The organism is Micromonospora sp. IBHARD003 (genome assembly GCF_056106285.1).
On record NZ_JBWBBX010000001.1, the window covers coordinates 6,411,954 to 6,431,843 of the forward strand.

16 protein-coding genes are annotated in these 19,890 nt (G+C 70.3%); 9 read left to right on the forward strand and 7 right to left on the reverse strand.

Translation table 11 applies throughout. The features are described from left to right. The first annotated feature begins 124 nt into the window (after window positions 1-124). The 4 genes from ACTWOL_RS28285 (at window position 125) to ACTWOL_RS28300 (ending at window position 7,074) form a co-directional block, all read left to right on the forward strand. A complete protein-coding gene (locus tag ACTWOL_RS28285; protein ID WP_474299628.1) occupies window positions 125-907 on the forward strand; it encodes a type VII secretion system-associated protein in 783 nt (260 codons plus the stop codon). Between the two features lie 1,053 nt (window positions 908-1,960). Further along, a complete protein-coding gene (locus ACTWOL_RS28290; RefSeq protein WP_474299629.1) occupies window positions 1,961-5,542 on the forward strand; it encodes a DNA polymerase III subunit gamma/tau domain-containing protein in 3,582 nt (1,193 codons plus the stop codon). A gap of 212 nt (window positions 5,543-5,754) precedes the next feature. Next, on the forward strand, window positions 5,755-6,648 hold the full coding sequence (locus ACTWOL_RS28295) for a hypothetical protein (RefSeq protein ID WP_474299630.1): 894 nt from the start codon (window positions 5,755-5,757) through the stop codon (window positions 6,646-6,648). 114 nt (window positions 6,649-6,762) lie between these two features. After that, window positions 6,763-7,074, forward strand: coding sequence for a YkvA family protein (locus ACTWOL_RS28300; RefSeq protein WP_474299631.1), 312 nt, complete (start codon window positions 6,763-6,765; stop codon window positions 7,072-7,074). Window positions 7,075-7,254: 180 nt separating this feature from the next. Here the strand turns inward: ACTWOL_RS28300 and ACTWOL_RS28305 are convergent, their stop codons facing one another. After that, window positions 7,255-9,081, reverse strand: coding sequence for a diguanylate cyclase domain-containing protein (locus ACTWOL_RS28305; protein WP_474299632.1), 1,827 nt, complete (start codon window positions 9,079-9,081; stop codon window positions 7,255-7,257). Between the two features lie 400 nt (window positions 9,082-9,481). Here ACTWOL_RS28305 and ACTWOL_RS28310 point away from each other — a divergent pair, with 400 nt between their 5' ends. Further along, entirely contained in the window at window positions 9,482-9,613 is a 132-nt protein-coding gene (locus ACTWOL_RS28310) for a hypothetical protein (RefSeq protein ID WP_474299633.1), read from the forward strand. On the opposite strand, the gene ACTWOL_RS28315 is transcribed toward ACTWOL_RS28310, so the two are convergent. Beyond that, complete coding sequence (locus tag ACTWOL_RS28315; protein ID WP_474299634.1) at window positions 9,594-9,737, reverse strand: hypothetical protein; 144 nt, start codon at window positions 9,735-9,737, stop codon at window positions 9,594-9,596. The genes ACTWOL_RS28310 and ACTWOL_RS28315 overlap by 20 nt on opposite strands. A gap of 318 nt (window positions 9,738-10,055) precedes the next feature. Here ACTWOL_RS28315 and ACTWOL_RS28320 point away from each other — a divergent pair, with 318 nt between their 5' ends. The 3 genes from ACTWOL_RS28320 (at window position 10,056) to ACTWOL_RS28330 (ending at window position 13,423) form a co-directional block, all read left to right on the forward strand. Beyond that, window positions 10,056-11,177, forward strand: a complete 1,122-nt coding sequence (locus ACTWOL_RS28320; protein WP_474299635.1) for a tyrosine-type recombinase/integrase — start codon at window positions 10,056-10,058, stop codon at window positions 11,175-11,177. Between the two features lie 3 nt (window positions 11,178-11,180). Further along, window positions 11,181-11,525, forward strand: a complete 345-nt coding sequence (locus tag ACTWOL_RS28325) for a helix-turn-helix domain-containing protein (RefSeq protein WP_474299636.1) — start codon at window positions 11,181-11,183, stop codon at window positions 11,523-11,525. Between the two features lie 173 nt (window positions 11,526-11,698). After that, window positions 11,699-13,423 carry a hypothetical protein gene (locus ACTWOL_RS28330; RefSeq protein ID WP_474299637.1) on the forward strand — a complete coding sequence of 575 codons (1,725 nt, stop codon included), beginning with the start codon at window positions 11,699-11,701 and terminating at the stop codon, window positions 13,421-13,423. 266 nt (window positions 13,424-13,689) lie between these two features. Here ACTWOL_RS28330 and ACTWOL_RS28335 read toward each other — a convergent pair whose 3' ends face one another. The 3 genes from ACTWOL_RS28335 to ACTWOL_RS28345 form a co-directional block, all read right to left on the reverse strand. Next, window positions 13,690-14,835, reverse strand: coding sequence for an IS701 family transposase (locus tag ACTWOL_RS28335; protein ID WP_474301278.1), 1,146 nt, complete (start codon window positions 14,833-14,835; stop codon window positions 13,690-13,692). 66 nt (window positions 14,836-14,901) lie between these two features. Next, on the reverse strand, window positions 14,902-15,384 hold the full coding sequence (locus ACTWOL_RS28340; protein ID WP_474299638.1) for a hypothetical protein: 483 nt from the start codon (window positions 15,382-15,384) through the stop codon (window positions 14,902-14,904). Window positions 15,385-15,447: 63 nt separating this feature from the next. Then, a complete protein-coding gene (locus tag ACTWOL_RS28345; RefSeq protein ID WP_474299639.1) occupies window positions 15,448-15,930 on the reverse strand; it encodes a hypothetical protein in 483 nt (160 codons plus the stop codon). A gap of 169 nt (window positions 15,931-16,099) precedes the next feature. On the opposite strand from ACTWOL_RS28345, the gene ACTWOL_RS28350 reads away from it, so the two are divergent. Further along, complete coding sequence (locus ACTWOL_RS28350; RefSeq protein ID WP_474299641.1) at window positions 16,100-16,519, forward strand: TOBE domain-containing protein; 420 nt, start codon at window positions 16,100-16,102, stop codon at window positions 16,517-16,519. Window positions 16,520-16,663: 144 nt separating this feature from the next. Here ACTWOL_RS28350 and pabB read toward each other — a convergent pair whose 3' ends face one another. Together pabB and ACTWOL_RS28360 are read right to left on the reverse strand one after the other, a co-directional pair. After that, window positions 16,664-18,940: an aminodeoxychorismate synthase component I gene (gene pabB / locus ACTWOL_RS28355; RefSeq protein WP_474299642.1), complete on the reverse strand. Its 2,277-nt coding sequence runs from the start codon at window positions 18,938-18,940 to the stop codon at window positions 16,664-16,666. Between the two features lie 2 nt (window positions 18,941-18,942). Further along, window positions 18,943-19,653 carry a 50S ribosomal protein L11 methyltransferase gene (locus ACTWOL_RS28360; protein WP_474299643.1) on the reverse strand — a complete coding sequence of 237 codons (711 nt, stop codon included), beginning with the start codon at window positions 19,651-19,653 and terminating at the stop codon, window positions 18,943-18,945. Window positions 19,654-19,890 lie beyond the last annotated feature (237 nt).

Sequence of the window (19,890 nt, forward strand, 5' to 3'; positions counted from 1 at the left end):
CGGAACCCGCCCCGGGCCTACGACGCGTAGCCGTTCCCGGCGCGCCGCACGAACGGTGTGACTGCCCCGCCTGTACGGCGGACCCCACGACCACATCCGGTACGAGTTGACGGTGGAGTACGAAATGAACGGCACATCGGGCGGCAGTGTCCCGTCATGGCAGGCGGACCCGGCGGACGCGGCGGACGCGGCGGCACCGCGGGCGGAGACGACGGATCCGGAGCCGTCGGGCGCGCTGGAAATGCCGCCCGCTCCGGACCACATCCGTGAGGCTGCCCGCCTGGCGCCCGACCACTGGCTCGCGATGGTCGATCCGACCTGGTCGGGGGAGGGGGAACCGCCGAACTGGGCCGTGGTGGGCCAGTGGCGTTCGGACCTGGACGGCGAGCTCGTGGAGTGGCGGGAGAACGAGGACTACCGCCCGTCGCCCAGGGCGCTGGAGTGGCCCGACCCGACCGATCCGGTGGACGCCGCAGTGCAGCTCGCGGCGACCGGCTACGGCCCGGCCACGGACGTGACGGAGGCGCTGGCCACCGCGGAGGTGGCGGTGTTCCTCGCCCCGGGCGGCAGCTTGCTGTCCGCCGTCGCGCCGGACGGCGAGACCCCGGTCGTGCCGGTGTTCACCTCGCCGGAACATCTGCAGGCGGCCGGCCGGCTGTCCTTCAAGCCCGTGAAGGCGCCCGAACTGCTCGACCGGCTTCCCGAGAACCACCTGATCTACTTGAACGCCTCGGGCCCGGTGAGCATGGCGGTGGAGCCCGAGTTCCTGCGTGAGGCGGTGGCCGCTGCCGAGGCGGCCGGAGAGCAGACCTGGGACGGCGATCTGAACGACATCCTGCCGCTACCCGCCGACCCGCCCGCCGACACGGAGGGTTCGGCCGGGCACACCGGCACCGCGGCCACCTGACCCACTGAACCGACTGACTCCGGTTCCGGTCCGGGCGCGGTGCCGCGGTCCGGGCCCAACGGCGCCGGACCGCTGCGTCGTGGAGAGCCACTACGCCGTGGAGACCACCTACCCGTCCGAGGCAGTCACGGAGTCCGTCGCAGTGCACGACAACGGAACCGACCGCTACCAGGGGACGGATACGCCGATACTGAGGAACATCCACTCCACACGTCGGCCCGCGTCCGCCCACATGGCCGAAACACCGTCCTCTCAGGGCCCGGTGACCGCCGAGACGGACACACCGGTGCCGTCCGCACCGTCCGGGTCCACACTGCTCGGCGGGCGACCGACCACACCGGTGTGCGCCCTCGGTGCGGTCGCGGCGGGCCGGTATGAGACACAACACCCGCCCGTGCGGCCTGCCGACGGGGAAGATTCGGGCACTCTGGTGCCCGATCGGGGCACCCAACAGCGTGATCCAGCCATCGGCGCTCTCGTCCCGTCTTTCGAGGAGGAAGTCTTGTCGGTCCACGGCAGCGAAACCGCTGCCCGACTGCCGGACCGCTCCCAGTCGGTTCCCGGGGCCGAACTCATAGATACCGGTGGTAACTTGAGTGCGGGGCAGACGGCGCGGGAGGGACTGTTCGGCGGCGCGCCGACCCTTGAGGAACCGGGCGGGGACCCCGCCTTTTCGGCCAGGGCGCCGAACGGACCGTGCGGCTGCTTTTCGACGGCGAGCGCTCCTGCCTGCCGGAGAATGCCTCATGACGGTCCGGCGCCCCGCGCAGTGCAATCAACGACAGGCTGTCACACCAGAGGACAGGTAGTGCGCGGAACATCAGCGGAACAACAGCGACACAACAGTGGCGCCCGCACGGGGACGACAGCCAGATCCGGCCGACGTCGTTTCGCTCCCGGCGCCGCAGGCGCTCCACGGACATGCTGTCGCCGGACGCCCTGCGCAATCACGCCGGACGTTCTCATGAAACGGGCCGCACGCGATCGCGGCCGTCGTTCCGCGGTAGGCATGGCAGGTGACATCCACGTGACGCTCTCCCATATCCGTCCGGCATGCGCACGACCGGGGGGCCGCCGGTGAAGCGCTGGCGTATGCGCCGGCCCGCCCCTCCCGTGGCCACTGCACCGCGAGCGGCTGAGAGGACCGGCGAGGAGCACGAGCAGGGGCAGGACAACGCATTCCTCGTCGAGGAGTACGACCGTGTCGTGCTGGTGCGGCAGCCTTCCGACGAACTGCTCGGCCCCGTGGAGATCGCGGACCTCACGCGCTGTCTGGAGGCGGAGGACCCGGCGACGGTGACCGTCGTCGCGGGGGCGGACGAGGCGTCCGCGCACGCGCTCTGGCCCCGTCTCGGCGCTGTGCTGGACACGTTGCGCGCCGACGGCACGACCACCACCGTCCGGCTCGTGATGTCCGGCGCGGGCGACGACACGCCCGACCGGCCCGCACTCGCCCGCCGTATCGCCGACGCCTGGAAGCTGGACGTCGTCGCACCCGACGGCACTGTCCTCGGCGTCCCCGGTGGGGGGCTGTTCGTCCGCGAGACCGACGCGTCGGGAGTGGGCGGCCGGCGCGGGTGGTGGCGTTTCGCCCCCGGCGGCGATCCCGTCCCCCTCGGCCCGCGCCAGCCCGCTCCCGTCTGGCAGCCCCGGCCCGGCGCCCTTCCGGAACGGACCCGCGGCGGCTGCGTCGTCGAGCAGATACCCGCCGGCGTGCTCGTCCGGCCGGACGACGCGCTTCCGCCACGGCCGGGCGATCTGTGCTGGGCGGTGCCGGTCGACCGTCGCGGCCCGCTCCTGGTGCTCGGTGTGCTCGACGGCGAGGACATCGACGCCGACGACGTGGCCGACGTGGTCACCTCCCTGCCGGAGGCGGCGCGTTCGGCACTGCGCGTGGCACCGGGCGGCCGTCGCGACGTCCTGCGTGCCGCGCAGCAGGCCGCCGATCTCACCGGCGCGGAGGTCGTCGTCTACAGCGGCCTGCCCCTGCTGCCCGAGTCCGCGACCGGACCACGGGACACCGTGCGGTCCACGGTCGTCGGAACGGACGGCGCACCCGGTTGGCAGCCCTTCGTCGACGCCGTGGTCTGCGCTCCCGGCGTGGCCGAGCCCCGCCTGCTCCGCTGGAGCCCGCCGCTGCCGGGTTCCGGTGACGCGCGGCGAGGGGTGGTGCGCCTCTCGGACCGCTGGCAGGTGGCCGCCACCCGGGCCGGACTGGTGGTGACGGGGCGCGACGGCGAGGTGCCCTCGCCCACCGCACGACCGGTGGAGGCCGAGGGACCGGCCATCGAGGTCGGGCGGCCCGGCGAGACGCTCGACAGCACCCTCTGGCCCGAACTCGCCAGGCTGCTCAGCGGGTTGCCACCCGCGCTGCGGTCCAGAGCCCGCTTGGACGTGCACGGAACCGTCACGGACGGCGGCCGCGAGGTGCGGCGCCTGACGGCCCAGCACGGTCTGCGAAGCGTGCGTTTCACCGGCTTCGGCCGGCCCGCCGCCGTCGGCGCCGGGCAGTCCGCCGGCACCGCAACCGCAACCGCGCCTCCGGCCGTCGGCTCGCCGGGTCCTGGGGCGCCGGCCCCCGCGCCGGACGCCCCTGCGGGCGCGGTCCCCGGGGTTCCGGCCACGCAGGCGCCGGTCCGCACCCCGCGGACTTCCCTCAGCGAACTCGTGGACGGACCGGAGGCGGAAGCGACCGCGTCACCCGTGCGTCCTCCGTCGGGCCCTGCACCGACCGCGCCGGGAGAGGAAGCCGGAGCCACGTCCCACGCACCTGCGGCGCGTCCCACGAGCGGCACCGCGTCCGCCACCGGACCGGCCGAACCCCAGGCTCCCGGAAGCACCCGTCCGCCGACGACCACCGCCCCGGACGGTCGAACCGAAGGTCAGGGCACGGTGTTCCCGGGCGTACAGCGCCCCGGTGTGTCCGCCACCAGTGCGGCGATCCCGGCGGTGCCGGGCGCCTTCACCACCCCGCTGGCGTCCGCGACCCTGTCCATCGGCACAACGTCCGGCACAAGCACGCCGGATGAGGCTGCGTCAGGTTCCGAGGGTGTCAGCAGTGCCCGCGCTGCCAACGGTGCCGAGCCGGACCGCACCACAGCCGCGCACGGACACACCACGCCGCAGTTCACCGGAGCCGCCCCGGCAGGTCGTGACGGTGCGGGGAACGACGCGGCCGCCGAGCCGACGACCGGCGGTGCGACTCCGCACCCGGGAACCACCGGCTCCGCCGCTGGAGTCGGAGCCGCCCCATCCGGCCTCAGCGGCATCACAACTCCTGCAGCGGCCGCATCCGGGGCATCCGTGCCGGTGGGCAACGGAACCGCTGAGGGCCAGGAGCCCGCCATGCCCGCCATGCCCGCTATGCCCGACACGGTCGCCCCCGCCGCCCCCGCCCGCAGGGCCACGCTCGGGGGAGAGCCCGCGAGCCGGACGGGAACCACCGGCCCCGCCAATGGAGTCGGAGCGCCGTCCGCCGACGTGGAGCAGGGCACGGCCGCACCGGCGGGACCCGGTGGTCGCGACGAACGGCCCGCGCCCCCCGCCGTACCCTCCACACCGGCCACGCATCAGGAGGAGGCCCCGGGGACCGCTCCCTCCGGCTCCCGGATCGCCGCGCTCTTGAGCGAACCCGAAGGTCCCAACGGGGCGTCCGCAACAGCGGGTGACAACGGCTCCGGCCGCACCTCGCCCGGAGCCACATCCGCGAACGGTGAGGTATCCGCGCACCGACCGGCACACGAGCCCCCTTCCGCTCCGACACTGCCGCCGACCGTCCCCGACGCCACGGCGCCGGACGGAGGTCCGCCCGCCGCGCCCCGCCCCACGGGCGCGCCGACCGCCCCCGTCCGGCCGCCGCGTGCCGTGCCGATGCTGCCCGGCCACCACAGCACGGAGGCCGAACGGGCAGCCTTCCGCGTCCTCGTCGGAGAGACATGGGAACGCCACGCGGCCACGGTCACCCGCACCTTCACGCGGATGCCGGTCCTGCGCGGGGACGAGCAGGAGGCGGCCCGTGCCGACCTGGTCGCACTCCTGCTCTACCTCCGCCCGCCGGACGGCCCGCTGAGCCACGCGGAGTTGTCCCGCTCACTCCGGGCGGGTTCCGCCGGGCTCCTGCCCTACGCCGCCTGCCTGTCCTCTGCCCTCCGGCGGATGCCGTCCTTCCGTGGCGTCGCGCTGCGCGGCCCCGGCCCGGCGTCCGCGGCGGAGGTCCCGCCGCCCCCGCCCGGCTCCGTGCTGCGCGACCCAGCCGCGCTGAGCACCCTGTCCAGCGGCGCGGGAGCGGTGGACCCGGCGCTGGCGCGGTACGCGATCTGGTCGGTCACGGGCCGCCGCGTCCGGCAGATGTCCCAGGCGGTGGAGAGCGAGGCCTGCCACGACGAGGTGGTCTTCGCCCCCGGCACCACGTTCCGCGTACTGGACGTGCGCGACGGAGTCGGCACACCGCTCGTCCTGCTGCGGGAGCTGACCGACGTGGCGACGGCCACGCCCGAGCAGATGGGGGAGTACGACCGGGGCGTCCTCGCGCGCCTCGACGACGCACTGGGCCGGCTGCGGTCCCCCGGAGCGGGGTTCACATGGCCGGAGCGATGCGAGGGACCACTTGACGGATCCGGACAGCCGAACTCCTGAGACGACCTACATCGAGGAGGAATGACGGGATGGTTCCCCAACAGGGCGCAGCAGCACCCGATCCGGGCGGTCCGAAGGTGAGAACGGCCGTCCCGTTGCCGGCTCCGTCCGAGCCGCCGAATGGCGCGTTCAGCCCCGCCGTGCCCATCGCGGCCCCCCGTGCGGAGGACCCGGCGCCGCCGCCCCCGGCGCGGCAGAGCGTCCGCGGACCCGTGGAGGGAGAACGCGCCGAGACCCGGACCACCGGCGAACCACAGGCCGCCGCCGCGGAATCTGCCGGCCCGGGCTCCGACCAGGCCTCCGGAGCGGAGGCATCGGCACGCGCCGGAGGCGACGAGGCAGAGGCTCCTTCCTCGCTGGTCGCCGCCGGTGCGGCGGGACAACCCCCGGACGACGACGCCGACACGACCGCAGTGGGGACCGGCCGGCCCCGCAAGCCGGTGCTCGCCGGGGCCGCGATCGTCGGCGCGGTGCTCATCGGCGTGCCGCTTCTGCTGGCCGGAGGAGCCTCGGACGACAAGCAACCCACCGGCGCGGCCGTCGACGCGAGCCAGAGGCGCTCCGACACACTGCTGGGGCCGGCTCCTGAGCACAGCGGAACACCCGGGAGCTACGCCACCGAGCGCCCCCCGCCGCCCCCGCCGAGCAAGAAGGCCGAACCCGCCGCCGCGCCCAAGGCCGCCACACCGTCGGCGAAGCCCGAGAGCAAGCCCAAGTCCACACCGTCGAAGCCGGCTCCCGCCGCCACGCCCAAGAAGGCGCCGCCCGTCTCCCCGGCGCCGCAGTGGTCCACCACCACCGTGTCGGCACGCAGCGTCCTCACGGTCGGATCCTCCTGGAGCACCAACCGCATTCGCATGACGATGCAGCAAGACGGCAACCTGGTCGTATACAACGAGCGGAACAAACCCATCTGGGCCGCCATGACCTTCGGCCGTAACCACCGTGCGATATTCCAGGACGACGGCAACCTCGTGATTCACAACGCGAACGACCGGCCCATCTGGGGAGCGGACTGCTGGGGTCATCCCGGTGCGAAACTGGTGCTGCGCCCGGACGGCAAGGTGGTCGTCAAGGACGGTGACCGCGTCGTCTGGTCGACCTGACCACACAGCCGAAGGGCCCACGGCCCCGGAGGGTGCTCCGGCCTCCGTCCTGAGACGACACGCCGCGGCCGGGCGACAGCGGGACGGAAGGGCACGGCGGGGTAGAAGAGCACCATGGACAGTGCCTGGTGGCTCGTCGCGGCCGTGGTTGTCGCGTTCCTGATGGCCGTGTACGCGGCCGTCCTGCTCGTGCGCGTCTTCCGGGCCCGGAAACTGCTGCTGGACGCGGGCATCCCGCTGCGGTCCAAGGCCCTGTTCTGGGTGGCGGTGGCGTACACCGTCTCGCCGGTCGACCTGGTCCCGGACCCGGTCTACCTGGACGACATCGGAGTGCTCCTCCTCGCCCTGCGCACGCTTCACTCCGCGGCCGCCACCGGCAGGATCGGCGGGAGCACCCCACCGCGGCGGCTCGGGCCCCGGAGCTGAGCTTCCCGTTGGTTCGAGGCGTGCGGCGGGTGCGCCGGGAGCGGTGGCACCCACGGTGCGTGCGGCTGCCGAAGCCGAGGGCCGTCGGTACCCGGATACGCACGGGGGGCGGGCGCACGGGGCGCGCCGGTCCGGAGCCGCTGTTGCCGCAGCGCGAGCGACGTATGTGCTGTGACGGTCTCAGGCCCTGGTCGGTGGGGCAAGGCTGCCGCGCGCCGGTGGAAGGTGCATCCGGATGCAGCTCTTGCCTGCCGCCTTGGCCTCGTACATGGCCAGGTCGGCGTGATGCAGGAGTTCCGCGGGGGTAATGCCGGGGGTGGCGATGGCAATGCCGATGGAGGCCGAGACCATCGCGTACCGGTTACCGATGCGGTAGGGCTTCGTCAGGGCGGTGAGCAGCCTCTCGGCGACGTCCCTCGCACGTGTGGGGCAGTCCCCTGGCTCGTGCTGCAGCAACGCGGCGAACTCGTCGCCACCGAATCGGGCGACGGTGTCTCCCGCCCGCAGGTGTGTCGGAAGCCGGCGCGCGGCCTGGACGAGGACGGCATCGCCGGCGGCATGCCCCGCGGTGTCGTTGATGGTTTTGAATCCGTCCAGGTCCATGAACAACACCGCAGGCGGGGCCGTGTTGGCAGGCTGCCTGTGCAGAGCCTGTGCGACTCGTTCGGCGAAGAGAGCCCGGTTGGGCAGCCCCGTCAACGCGTCGTGGAAAGCCAGACGCTCGAGCTGTTGCCGCTGGGTGACACGGTCGGTCACATCGCGGCTGCTGACGATCACTCCCTGAGAATGGTGGCTGACCGTGGATTCGACATGGCGCCACCGCCCGTCGGTGTCACGGACGCGGCAGGCTACACGCCGTCCCGAACGACCCGTACCTGACGTGGCGTCCTGACGCAGCGCGGCGGCCGCTTGCCCCAGCGCCGGCAGGTCCTCCGGGTGACAGAAGAGGGACACGCGAGCACCGACCAGCTCCTTGGGCGCGTATCCGAAGACGTGGTACGCGGCCGGGCTGGCGAAGAGCACGCCTCCGTCCGGGCCGATGATGGTGATGACGTCGCAGGTGCCGTCGACCAAGGTGCGGTAGCGCGCTTCGCGGGCCGCAGTGTCGAGGGTGAGGCTGAGGTGGCGGGCATGGATGACACCTTGCCGGGCACCGAGTGACACCAGCACCGAGCCGGCCAGAAGTGTTGTGACGAGATCGATGGGGCCCCCGGCCAGGGCGTGGGCCGCCAAGGCGAGGGCGCAGACGATGATGGGCACGAAGGCCGCCACCACCCCGAGGACCGGCATCGTTCGCTGGTCCACTGCCACGACGACGCCGCTTCCAGGCAGCCAGGGAGCGGCACAGATGAGGAAGGCCCCGGTCATCGAACAGGCCGTCGCGAGCGGGAGCCCGCCCATGACGGCGGGAGGGGGGCCGGCGATGCGCAGCATGTCGCCCGCGGACAAGGCGACGAGGGCGAGGACACCCGCGGTGGCTGCGGTGCGCTGATTGCGTCTCACGCAGAAGCGAAGAGCACCCAGAAGGCCGAGGACGAGGATGTCCGGTACGACAGGGGCCAGTGCGAACAGCGACGGTGAGACGTCACCGTTCCGGTCCGTTCGATGGAGCACCAGTACCCAACACAAGGTGAGCAGGGCTCCCGCGATCAGCCAGCTGTCCAGGAGGCGCCGTAGACAGATCAACCGCGCCCTCTGGGCCATGCCGGCGGCTCCCAGCCCCAGACACGCGGCGGCCCCAGCGGTCGCCAACAGGGGCACCAGGGCCAGGCCGGCACCCGCTCCGGAAAACGGTGGGAAGGGGAGGGCGAGGTACTGCACACTGCCTGCGGCGACCGACGCGGCAAGCAGCCTGAGGCGGGCCGATGCCTGTCCTGCGGCGCTCTGGGCACGTGCGAGGAGAGAAAGGGCAGCCGCCCAGTGTGCTACGGGGATCCCTATGCCGGCCGGGAGCAGCAGGGCCGTGGACATACCCGCTGCGAGAGCGGCGGCGACCGAGACGCCCACATGGAGCGACGCCCCCCTGCCACCCCGCGGGCTCTGTAACGAGCCAACCTTCTCACCAGCACATCTCTGCGTCACGCCAATCCTCCAAGAGAGCGAGCTCAGAAGGCAGAGTCACACTGTCCAAACCGCTTGAATGCCATGTGAGAATAGGACGATCTACTGCGCCACCCGCACATGCCACGGGACTTCACCTGAAATGGTGACGACGGCCGCGCTTGCACGACTTCAGCACAGGGTCGTCCGGTCTGTTGAATCGAAACGGTGCGTTTTCCCGAGCCGTTGGCTTCTGTGCGAGTGAACTGGTCGGAGAAGCACGGAGGTTGCCCCCATCAGGGCGGGAACCAGCGCGGGTGCGGGCGCTCGTCGCACTGGTGGCGGGCCGGGTCGTGACAACGTCGCCGTGTGCGAGCGGTTCGCCGCGCGTCTGCGGGACGATCTGGACAGCGGAGCCTGGGACCGCAGTTACGGCCTTCTGCGTACACAGGAGTACTTCGAGGGCTCCCTGGTCATCGTCAGATCCGAGCCGGCCTGACCTGAGCCCGCTCGAGGAGCGGGACGAGCTGCGTACGGCCGGGGAGACGTCCGGCGAGACGGCCGGAGGGAAGTCCGCCCGCGGTGCGGGCGCTGCGCAGCACCGCGTCGAGGGTGTGGCGCATTCGTCCGTATGCGGCGGTACCTGTGCGCGAACGGTGTGCCGAGGCCGCCTCCGTGGTGACGACCGTGGCTACAGTGCCCGGAGAACAACCGTGGGGAATCGGTACATAACTGGAGTTCACGCGGGTTCGTCAGCGCTTCTTGTACGGGGATCAGTGCAAGTGGGGAGGTGAGCCTTCTTGGCGGTCGTCATCCGTCCGTGTCGAGTTTCCCGAGTTACTGGCAGATTCTGCGAGTTCGGCCAGTAACTTGCGGGGCTATGCGGTATTCAGGAAGTCGCCGCCGTCTGACGTTGCTCACCGGGCAGCCGGAGGACGGCGATGAGCAAGGCCCGGGCGGCCCGGAGGACAGCGGCCTGGCGGGACGTGCAGGTGCTGCAGCGCCGGGCTGCAGCACAGACACATGCCGTCGATGAGCAGGGTTTCTACCTGGACACGGTGTCCGAGTATCTGTGGGCCCGGGACGTCGCCGGACTGGCTCCCACTACCTTGGAGAAGCTGGTCAGGCCGGTGATGGAGTTGTGCTCCTTCTACGACCTGGTGCCGTGGCGGCTCACGCCGCGGCATGTGGACCGGTTCTATGCCGGGCAGGAACGTCGGCGGGCCCGCTCGACAGTGCGGAGCAAGCTGGTCAAGGTCGACAGCTACTTCGCGTTCCTGGAACAGCGCTATGCCGGGGAGATCGCCCGGAGGTTCGGTGCGACGGTCGAGTCGCCGGTCGACTCCTTCAACAGACCGGTCCACCGCGGTGACTTCGGACTGCGGATCCCTCCCTCGCAACGAGCGCTGACGGAGTGCTTCACACAGTGGCGGGCGTCGCTTCCGGCGGCGCGCAAGTACCAGGTGGCCGTACGCGACTACGTGATGGCCAAGATCGCTTATGTCTCGGGGGTCCGTGCGAGCGAGTTGTGCGCGGTCCGTCTCGGGGACATTCACTGGGAGCTGGGGCAGTGGGGCCGGTTCGTCGTCCAGGGCAAGGGGGCTGGCGGTTCGGGCAAGCGCGAGAGGCAGGCCTACCTGTTCGCGGAGGGACGCGAGCTGCTGTGGTGGTACATCGAAGAGGTCCGCGGCTCGTTCAGCGACGACGTCTCGGACCCGGCCGCGCCGCTGTTCCCTTCCGAGCGGCGGCCGCGGGCGCTGGCTGCCGTGAACATCGCCGTGGGCATGCCGGTGCAGCCCGACGCGTTCCGCAAGGCGCTCAGGACTGCTGGCGAGCTCTACCTTCCCGGTCCTGTGACCTGTTTGATTCCCCATCTGCTGCGGCATGCGCGGGCGACTCATCTTAATGAGAGCGGCATGGCGCTCTGGGACGTCCAGAAGGTCCTTGGTCATATCTGGGCCAGCACTACGGTCGGGTATCTCTCGACCGTCCAGGCGGACCCGGAGCTGGCCAGCCTGCAGTCCGCACGCCGGGCGGTCCGCCGGCTGAGTATGGAGGCATGAACGATGAAGTGGAATCTGCGGATGGTCGCCGCCCAGCGCGATATCTGGCGGCCGACGCAGCTGCAGACAGTCCTTGCCGAGCTGGGGTTCACTCCCTCCCTGAGCAAGGTCGCGGCCTTGTGGAGCGGCAAGCCGGTCACGGTCCGGCTGGAGGACCTGGACAAGATCTGTGCGGCGCTGGACTGCACCGTTGCTGACCTGATGCAGGCCGAGCCGGAGTCCTATCTCTCCTCGCGGGAGCAGGGCGAGCGCCGGGTGGCGGGGGCTGCGGCCGATCGCGGCCCGGCCCGTACCCGGCGCCAGCCGCGGCCTGCGCGAACTGCCGCCCAACTGAGATCCAGGACATGACGCACTGGCGCCAGGTGGTCTTCCGCTTCACCGCTGAGCTGCCCATTCCCCATTCTCATTGGCGTCCGTGGTCACCGGAACCGAGCGTGCCTGTCGTCCGTGATGATCCACGGGTCTGCCCGTTGCAGGTGCCCGGTCAGCTGGCCTGGCCCTCCCCGCCCCGGACGCTGACCGTGGACCATGCACACCGGATCGCGGACCGCGCATTCGTGGAACTGCCGGCTCTCTCGGCGGCCGTCACGCACATGGCGTCCGAGCGGAATCTGAGCGACGCGTGGGGAAGGCTCGCCCTTCACATGGCCCGTCTCGCGCTCGCCAGCCGCGAAGCCGGCCAGACTCTGGTGCGCGAGCAGGACATCGCGCAACTGCCTGAACTGCGTGGGCCGTTGGTGGAACTATTCCGTCGCACGGGGCTCCTGAGGCGGCGCCCCAACCGCTGGCATCTCGCGCTCCACCCCCACCTGCCTGCCGTCAGCTGCGGACACTGCCTGTCCTGGTCCGGTACCACGTCAAAACTGTGCTCCGCCTGCAGGAACTGGCAGCGGTTCAACGAGCAGGGTGAGTGCCGGCGCTGCCACCGCATCCTCCCGCTGTCCCTGGGACGCTGCCGGCGCTGCCGCGTCGTCCACCTGGAGCAGACCCTGGCCGGTGCACCTGTCCCGGACCAGCTCTGGTTCGGCGGCGAGATCGACATCTACGCGAACAGGACCGGCCGCGACCTCAACACCGCACGACGGCACCAGGCTCAGCAGGCCAGGGCAGCCCGCCGCTGCTGGCCCGAGCACCTGATCGATCCTGCCCAGCTCGAACTCTTCCCTGTTCCGGAGCGGGACTGGAAAAAGGTCAAAGACCCCGGGTTGCTGAAGATCAGCCCCGCGGCACAGGCGATCGTCGACGAACTCGACCAACTCGCCCGAGCCCAGTCGTGGACCTCCGCGACCCGCAAGAAGAGCCTTCGCACCCTACGGGTGCTGCTGGGCTGGCTCGGCACCCAGACCCCGATCCTCGAACGCGACGTCTACGGGGTCGGGCGCATGACTCCGTATTACAACGCCGTCCGTGTCGCCGGGTTCCTCCAGACCAAGGGCCTTCTGGCCTTGGACTCACAAGCAATCGGCGCCGATGAAGCATCCGTTCAGCGCTGGACCGCGCAAGCGCCACCGCAGTTTCAGGCAGACCTCAAGGTCTGGGTGGCCGTGCTCCGTGGCGACGGCAAACGGCCCTCCCTGCCAATGCCCTGGAACACGATCCGCGGCTACATGCTCAACGTCGTGGCCGTCCTGGATACCTGGGGCCACTTCACGTCGCTCAACGAAGTCACCGAGACGGAGGTGAAGACGGCAGCCGTCAACTACTCCTACTTCACAGGGCTGCGGTCGCTCTTCAGAGCCCTGCGGCGCGAGCGCCGAATCTTCCGCGACCCAGCCCGAAACGTGCACCTCAAGGCTCCCGTCAGAGTCCCCCGCGCTATCCCTTCGGACCGGCTCAGGGGGCTCTTGGACCATGTCCCCGGAGCCAAGGACAAACTCGCCCTCGTCTTGATCGCTGTCTATGCCATCCGCCCCAAGCAGGTCGCAGAGATCCGGCTGGACGATCTCAACCGATCGACCGGACGCCTGCGGATCCCCAGACCGAACCGGCTCGACCACGAAGTCTGCCTGGACGAGTTCGCTCTCCGGCTGGTCAAAGACTGGCTGGTCGAGCGTCACCACCGGTGGCCACACAGCACCAACCCCTACCTGATCGCAGCCCCATCACCGCCATGCATGTCGACCAGCCCGCAGTCACCGCCTCCAACTTCCAGACACTGCGGGACCGGATCGGGATCAACGCCACACAGCTCCGGCAAGATCGATTCCTCGACGAGGCCCGCGAGACCGCGGATCCGATCCGGCTGATGCGTCTGTTCGGAATTACCTCGCACACGGCGATCTACTACGTCCGCGCGGCCTATCCCGAGCGCTTCACTATCGACCCCACACAGGCCTAGTACTGCAACCGCATGTGGGGGTCGTGGCCTCGGCGTTGGTAGTGGCAGCGGCGGGCGCGGGCTTGGCTGCGACGCCGGAAGTGTGACCAGTGCAGACGGTGCTCGTTGGCATGGCAGCGGGGCGCACAGTGAGGTGCCCGATCATCCGGCGGATCTCCGGGACGCTGAGGGGTATCAGGTCGTGCTCGCCGCATCCGCTGCCCCTTTTACGGCTTCTTGGGCGCGGACGGCGGTGAGGTAGGCGAGGGCGGCCATGGCCAGGGTGATGTGCCGGTACCAGGCCCGGTAGAGCCGCACCTGGTAGTGATCGAGCCCGCACTCGCCCTTCGCGGTCTGGAAGCATTCCTCCACCTGCCAGCGGGCGCCGGCCGTCCTGACCAGGTCTTTCAGCCGGGAGGTGACGGGGCCGTAGCAGACGTGGTAGGAGATCTCGGTCGGGTCGGCCAGGCTGCGGCGGGCCAGTACCCAGTGCCCGTACCCGTCCGCCCAGGACGGCCGGATCGCCACGCGGGCCCAGTGGTAGATCCGCTGGCCGTGGGCGCCGGCTCCGGCCGAGATCCGCTTCCATGCCTGCTTCGGCAACGCGGCGATCAACTCGTCGACGCGGGCGTCGCGACTGTCGGTGGTGGTGACGGTGTCATTGACCTTGGTGGCCAGCACGTGCGCCACCTTGCGTTCCTCCAGCCACACGCGGAAGTGTTTGACCTGCCCGTATGCCTCGTCCGTGGTGACCCAGGCGAAGGGCACGGCCGCGTCGATGGCGCGCTGCAGCATCCACTTGAGGTGTTCGATCTTGGTGGCGAACGGCACCGCGTCGTCGATCCCGGCCGCCCGGCACCGCTCGCGGTCATCGGTCCAGGAGACGGGCAGGTATAACTCCCGGTCGATCAACGCCCGTCCCTTGGGGGAGGCGTAGGCGAGGAAGGTGCCGATCTGGCAGTTCTCGGTGCGGCCGGCGGTCCCGGAGTACTGCCGCTGGACACCGGCTGACTTCACACCCTTCTTGAGGAAGCCGGTGTCGTCCCCGACGAGCACGCCGTCTTTGGTGCCGATGGTCTCCATGACGAAGTCGCGGACATCGTCGCGGACCGCGTCCTCGTCCCACTCGGAGTGGTTGAGCAGACGCTGCACACCATCCGGGCGGAGCTGGCCGACCTGCTCGGCCAGCGTCCAGCCGTTCTTCTTCTCCAACGGCGCCAGCAGGCCACTCATATAGTCCAGAGCCCGATCACGCGGCTCCGACCTGCCAAAACGTCCCGCGAACCGGGCATGCAACCCGGCTACACCCTCGGACCACGACTCGACCTGCTCAACCGTCAGCGACTGATCACACAGTCACACCAACGACCAACAACGCCGACAGTCACGCCACATGCGGTTGCAGTACTAGGCCTCAGGGTCGGCAGAAGTGCGCCCGTAGGTGCACGAGTAGGACTCGCCGGGTTCCCCGTACGCCGGGACACTCCCGCTCATCCGCAGCTCCCCGTTCTCCACATAGAACCCCAGAGACCTGTGGTCGTTCCTCTTCTCGAAACGAAGCACCAGATAAGGTGTCAGGCCAGGGTCCTTGTTGACCGCATGCCATTTCCCGTCGATCGTAAGGCGCGTCACCTTGTCGTCGTCCGGCCCGGGGCCGGCCCATTCGACCGGAAAATTCTTGACAGAGAAGCTGTAATCGTCACGCAGTCGAATGACCGGAAGCGGCTCTCTGCAATCCGGCGCTCCGTCCCATCGACCGACCAATTCGGAATGGCGCACGGCCTCCGGAAAGACGCGGGCCGGCCCGCTCGGCCCGCAAGCGGTCGAGGCGAGAACTGTCAGGGTGGCAGTCGCAAGGCCTGCACTGATGCGAAATATGTCGAATTGCACGCTGTCTGCTTCCAGCCGTTGGATGACGCCCAGTATGCCGGTCGGTGATCCGAAAGAGACGGCCTAGCAGGCGCTGGACGAGATCCAGCCTTCGTTGTCACGGTGGCGGTCCAGCCCCACGGCCTCGAACTCGTCCTCACCCAGGCCCCTTCGCGCGCCCAGCCGCCCCAGGCACTGGGAGATCGGGCTGACTGTTCGGGAGAACCGCTTCTTGGTTGGCACATCCAGCGGCCCCAGCACCAGTGCCCCGTCAGCCCAGACGGCGGCTCGTTGCTCGCCGACGTCACCAAAGTACTCGGCCTCCACATAGGCAACCGGCCCTGAGACCGACCACTGAGCGAGCAGTCTCTCGAAGCCACCTGGCAGTCGCCAAAAACCCAGATCCCCTGCGGCGCTGCCGTCCGTGACGCCGTCGAAGACCTCATCCGTCATCGGCATCAGCGACAGGCCCTGCCGAAGGGGCGCCACTCGGGCTCCCGGAACGTCCCGTGCCGCGGCACTCAGCAGCTCGTCCCCTGCGATTACCGCCTGCAGTACGTAACCCACCCCAGGCCCCTCCCCAACCGATTGGAGCCCTCATCTTGCCTGACGCGTCGGGCACGAACCCGAGCGCCTCTCACTACAGAACCGACAACCCACCAGCGAGTTCCTGCCACGGCTACCACCAGATTCTGCGAACCCGCTGGTTTCCTCCTACGACCGAAGGCGCTGACCCATGAGCCTGAGCATCCGCAACCAGCTCCCCGGAACGGTCACGGGCGTCAGCCCCGGCGAGGTCATGGCCGCGGTCAAGGTCCGCCTGGCCGGCGGCCAGGACATCACCGCCACGATCACCCTCGAGGCCGTGCGCGAACTGGCACTCGCCGAAGGCTCCTCCGTACGCGCACTGATCAAGTCCACCGAGGTCGCGCTCGCCACCGGACCGGTCCAGGGAGTGAGCATCCGCAACCAGCTCCCCGGGACCGTCACGGACATCGCCGCCGGCGGTGCCATGGCCGGGGTGAAGGTGAGCATCGAAGGCGGTGAACTCACCGCGGCCATCACCACGGAGGCCGTCACCGAGCTCGGACTCGCGCCGGGCTCCTCCGTCGTGGCGCTGATCAAGTCGACCGAGGTCTCCTTGGCCGGCGACTGAGCAGCCCTCGCCGGCCCCGGGGCCTGAGGTACGTGCCGACCGGTGGCGGGCCGTCCCGAGACTGTGCGGGAGCGGCCCACAGCCCGAGCCGGCCGGTCATTCCACTCAGCCGTTCTTCACGCGCCTCCGCCGTCGGCGGCGGGTTCAGACGGTCAGCGAGTCCGGGCGGCGGCCCGGGAAACGGCCCCCGGTCAGGGCCAGCAGCGGAGCCGCCTTCACCGCGGTCTCCTCGTACTCGGCCTCCGGGTCCGACAGCGCTATCACCGCTCCTCCGACCCCGTAGCGCACCCGTCCGGGCGTGACCAGGGCAGTCCTGATCACCACGCTCAGATCGGCCGCTCCCGACAGCGAGAAGTAGCCGATGGCGCCGGAGTAGACGCCACGCGGCCCCGCCTCCAGCCCGTCGATGATCCGCATCGTCCGGATCTTCGGCGCCCCGGTCATGGAGCCCGCAGGGAAGGAGGCGCGTACACAGTCGACGGCGCCGTGACCGGCGCGCAGCTTGGCGCGGACCGGGCTGACCAGTTGGTGGACAGTCGCGTACGTCTCCACCCGGAAGATGTCGTCCGCCTCGACCGAACCGCTCTCGGCGTACCTCCCGAGGTCGTTGCGCACCAGATCGACGATCATCAGGTTCTCGGCGCGGTCCTTCTCGTCCGACAGCAGCTCCGCCACCAGCGCGGCGTCCTCCGCCGGGGTCGCCCCTCGAGGCCGGGTGCCCTTGATGGGCCGGGACTCGACCACACCGTCCGCACCGACGCGGAGGAAACGTTCGGGCGAGGTGCTCAGCACCGCCAGCGAGCCGAAGCCGAGCAGCGCCCCGTACGGCGCGGGACTGTGGCGGCGCAGCAGCCGGTAGCCCTCCCAGGGATCCAGCGCGCCGCGCACCTCCGCCATGTTCGTCAGACACACCTCGTAGGTCTCGCCGGCGGCGATCTCCTCCTGGGCATGGGCGATCAGCCGGAGATACTCCTCGCGGTCGTGCCGCAGCCGGATCCCGGAGAGCTCTCCGTGGACCCCGGACAGCTCGGGCGGCGGTGCCGCGGCCGGCCGGCCCGCCAGCGTCGCGAGGGTGTCCGCGGTGGTACGCAGCCAGCTCCGGGCCGCCTCCTCGTCGCCGTCCTCGGCCAGCGCCAGGAGGTGCGTGGTCCGCGTGGCGTGGTCGAAGACCACCGCACGGTCGGCGAACACCATCACGGCATCGGCGTCCTCGGACCGGTGGGACGTCTCGCCTCCGCATTCGGCCTTCAGCTCATAGCCGAGGTATCCGACCCAGCCGAGGGCGAAGTCGCAGGGCAGGGGCGGCACTTCGGTGCGCGTGGCCCTGAGGTCCCGGTCGAGCCACTCGAGGAACCTGCCCCAGACGACCTCGGTGTCGCCCGCGGAGCGCACGGTGACCGTACGGCTGGACACGTCGGCCTTCGCCACCCTGGCGAGTGGTCCCGATGCGTCGCCCATGACCGAGAAGCGGCCGCTGTCGGCATCGGTCCTGCCGCTGTCGAGCCAGAAGGCGTACGGGCCCGAGCGGAAGAGGTGGTCGAAGACGACCTCGTCGTCCCAGCGGGTGGGGTACGCCTCGGCCAGAACACGCAGGGTACGGGCGGGCGTTCCGCCGTCCACCCTGTCGTCCGGCCCGGCCGCCCCGGCCTCCCCGGCCTCAAGCCCGCCGTCCGGCCCGTTGTGACGCGTGCTCTGAGCCGTGTTGCGCTGCGTCCCTTCCGGCCCGCCCCCCTGCCCGCCGTCCACGTCGCCGAGCGCCGCCGCCCGTGCCTCCCGGCCGACAAGCGGCGCGGCGGCAGCCGCGGCACCGCTCTGCTTCCGCCCCCCGCCCTGCCCCGCGGCCTGCCAGGACCGGGACAGCCGCATGAAGTTGGCGAGCAGCTCGTGCCCGTACCTGGTGAGGATCGACTCGGGGTGGAACTGCAGCCCCCACATGGGCCGCTCCCGGTGCTCGACCGCCATCAGGACACCGTCCGGTGTCCAGGCGACGGCCTCCAGCTCCTCGGGCAGTTCCGTCACGGCCAGCGAGTGGTAGCGCACCACGTCGAACGGCGACGGCAGCCCCGTGAACAGACCCGAGCCGCGGTGCAGCACCGGCGACACCCGTCCATGACGCGGCTCCGGGGCGCGCGCGACCCTGGCGCCGTGCGCCAGAGCCAGCCCCTGATGACCGAGACAGACGCCCAGCAGCGGAATCTCCGAGTGCGCGACGATCTCACGGCAGATCCCGAAGTCGGCGTCGACCGCCGGGTTTCCGGGCCCTGGCGAGATGACGACGTTGTCGAAAGAGGCGAGCGCCCCGGGATGCCAGTGGGGATCGTCGTTGCGCAGGACGACCGGTTCGGATCCGCTCACCTCGGTGATCTGGTGGAACAGGTTGTAGGTGAACGAGTCGTAGTTGTCGATCAGCAGGGTGCGCACGGCTACGCCCGGATCTCGAAGAGAATGTGCTCCAGTTCCTCGCTGCCTTCGAGGAAACGGTGCCGGTTCAGCACGTGCAGCTCCCGGCCGCACTCGTCGGCCAGTGCGTGCAGGCGGGCGATGTCACCGCGGTCGCTGAACTGCAGCAGGGCGCGGCCGCCCTCGTTCAACAAGAGCGGTGCCTCTGCCAGATAACGCCGGTGCGCCTGGTAGCCGGGGTCGACGTAGGCGGCTTCGTGCTCCGTCTCGTAGTGGTAGTCGGTAGGCGCCAGTACGAAGTTGGAGTGCCAGTACACGGTGTCGAACCGTTCGTCCTCGTCCAGCGCCGAGAACAGATCGCTGTGTACGGCCCTGACGCGGTCGGCGACTGCGTGCCGTACGGCGTTCAGCTCGGAGTTCTTCACCGCCGCCGTGCTGATGTCCGCCGCCACCACACGGTCGCAGCCGCCCAGTGCGGCCGACACGGCGATGATGCCGGTGCCGGCGCCGATCTCCAGAAACGATCCGTTGCGCCGGTAGCGGACCTCGCCGTCGCCGGTCAGGCCGAGGACCTCCATCGCGACCTCGGTCGTGGCCGAGAAGGGGGGCGCGAACACATCGTCCAGAAGGTCCCATTCCCTGCCGGCCATGACGAACGTCCTGGGCCGGTCCTCCCGCGTCAGGGATCGCCTGCTTCGCTCCAGAGATCTCAGATAGTTCGTGCGTTCTGTCATTCCCACCCCTTGCAGACCGATGGGGTGCCGCGTTTGCCGACACCCCCGGCCATGCTTTCCCAGCCAGGGATCGCCCGGAAGGTGCTCTCGGCACACCTCCGGTCGCTCGTAAAGGTGTTCCCGGCACATATGTGTGACCGTCTTCTCGCCTCCCGCTTGACCATCGCAAATGCAGAACTTAGGCTCCTTGAGATTGATCTTGGCTTCTGTGTGGGGGGCGCCAGTTGAACCCGGACG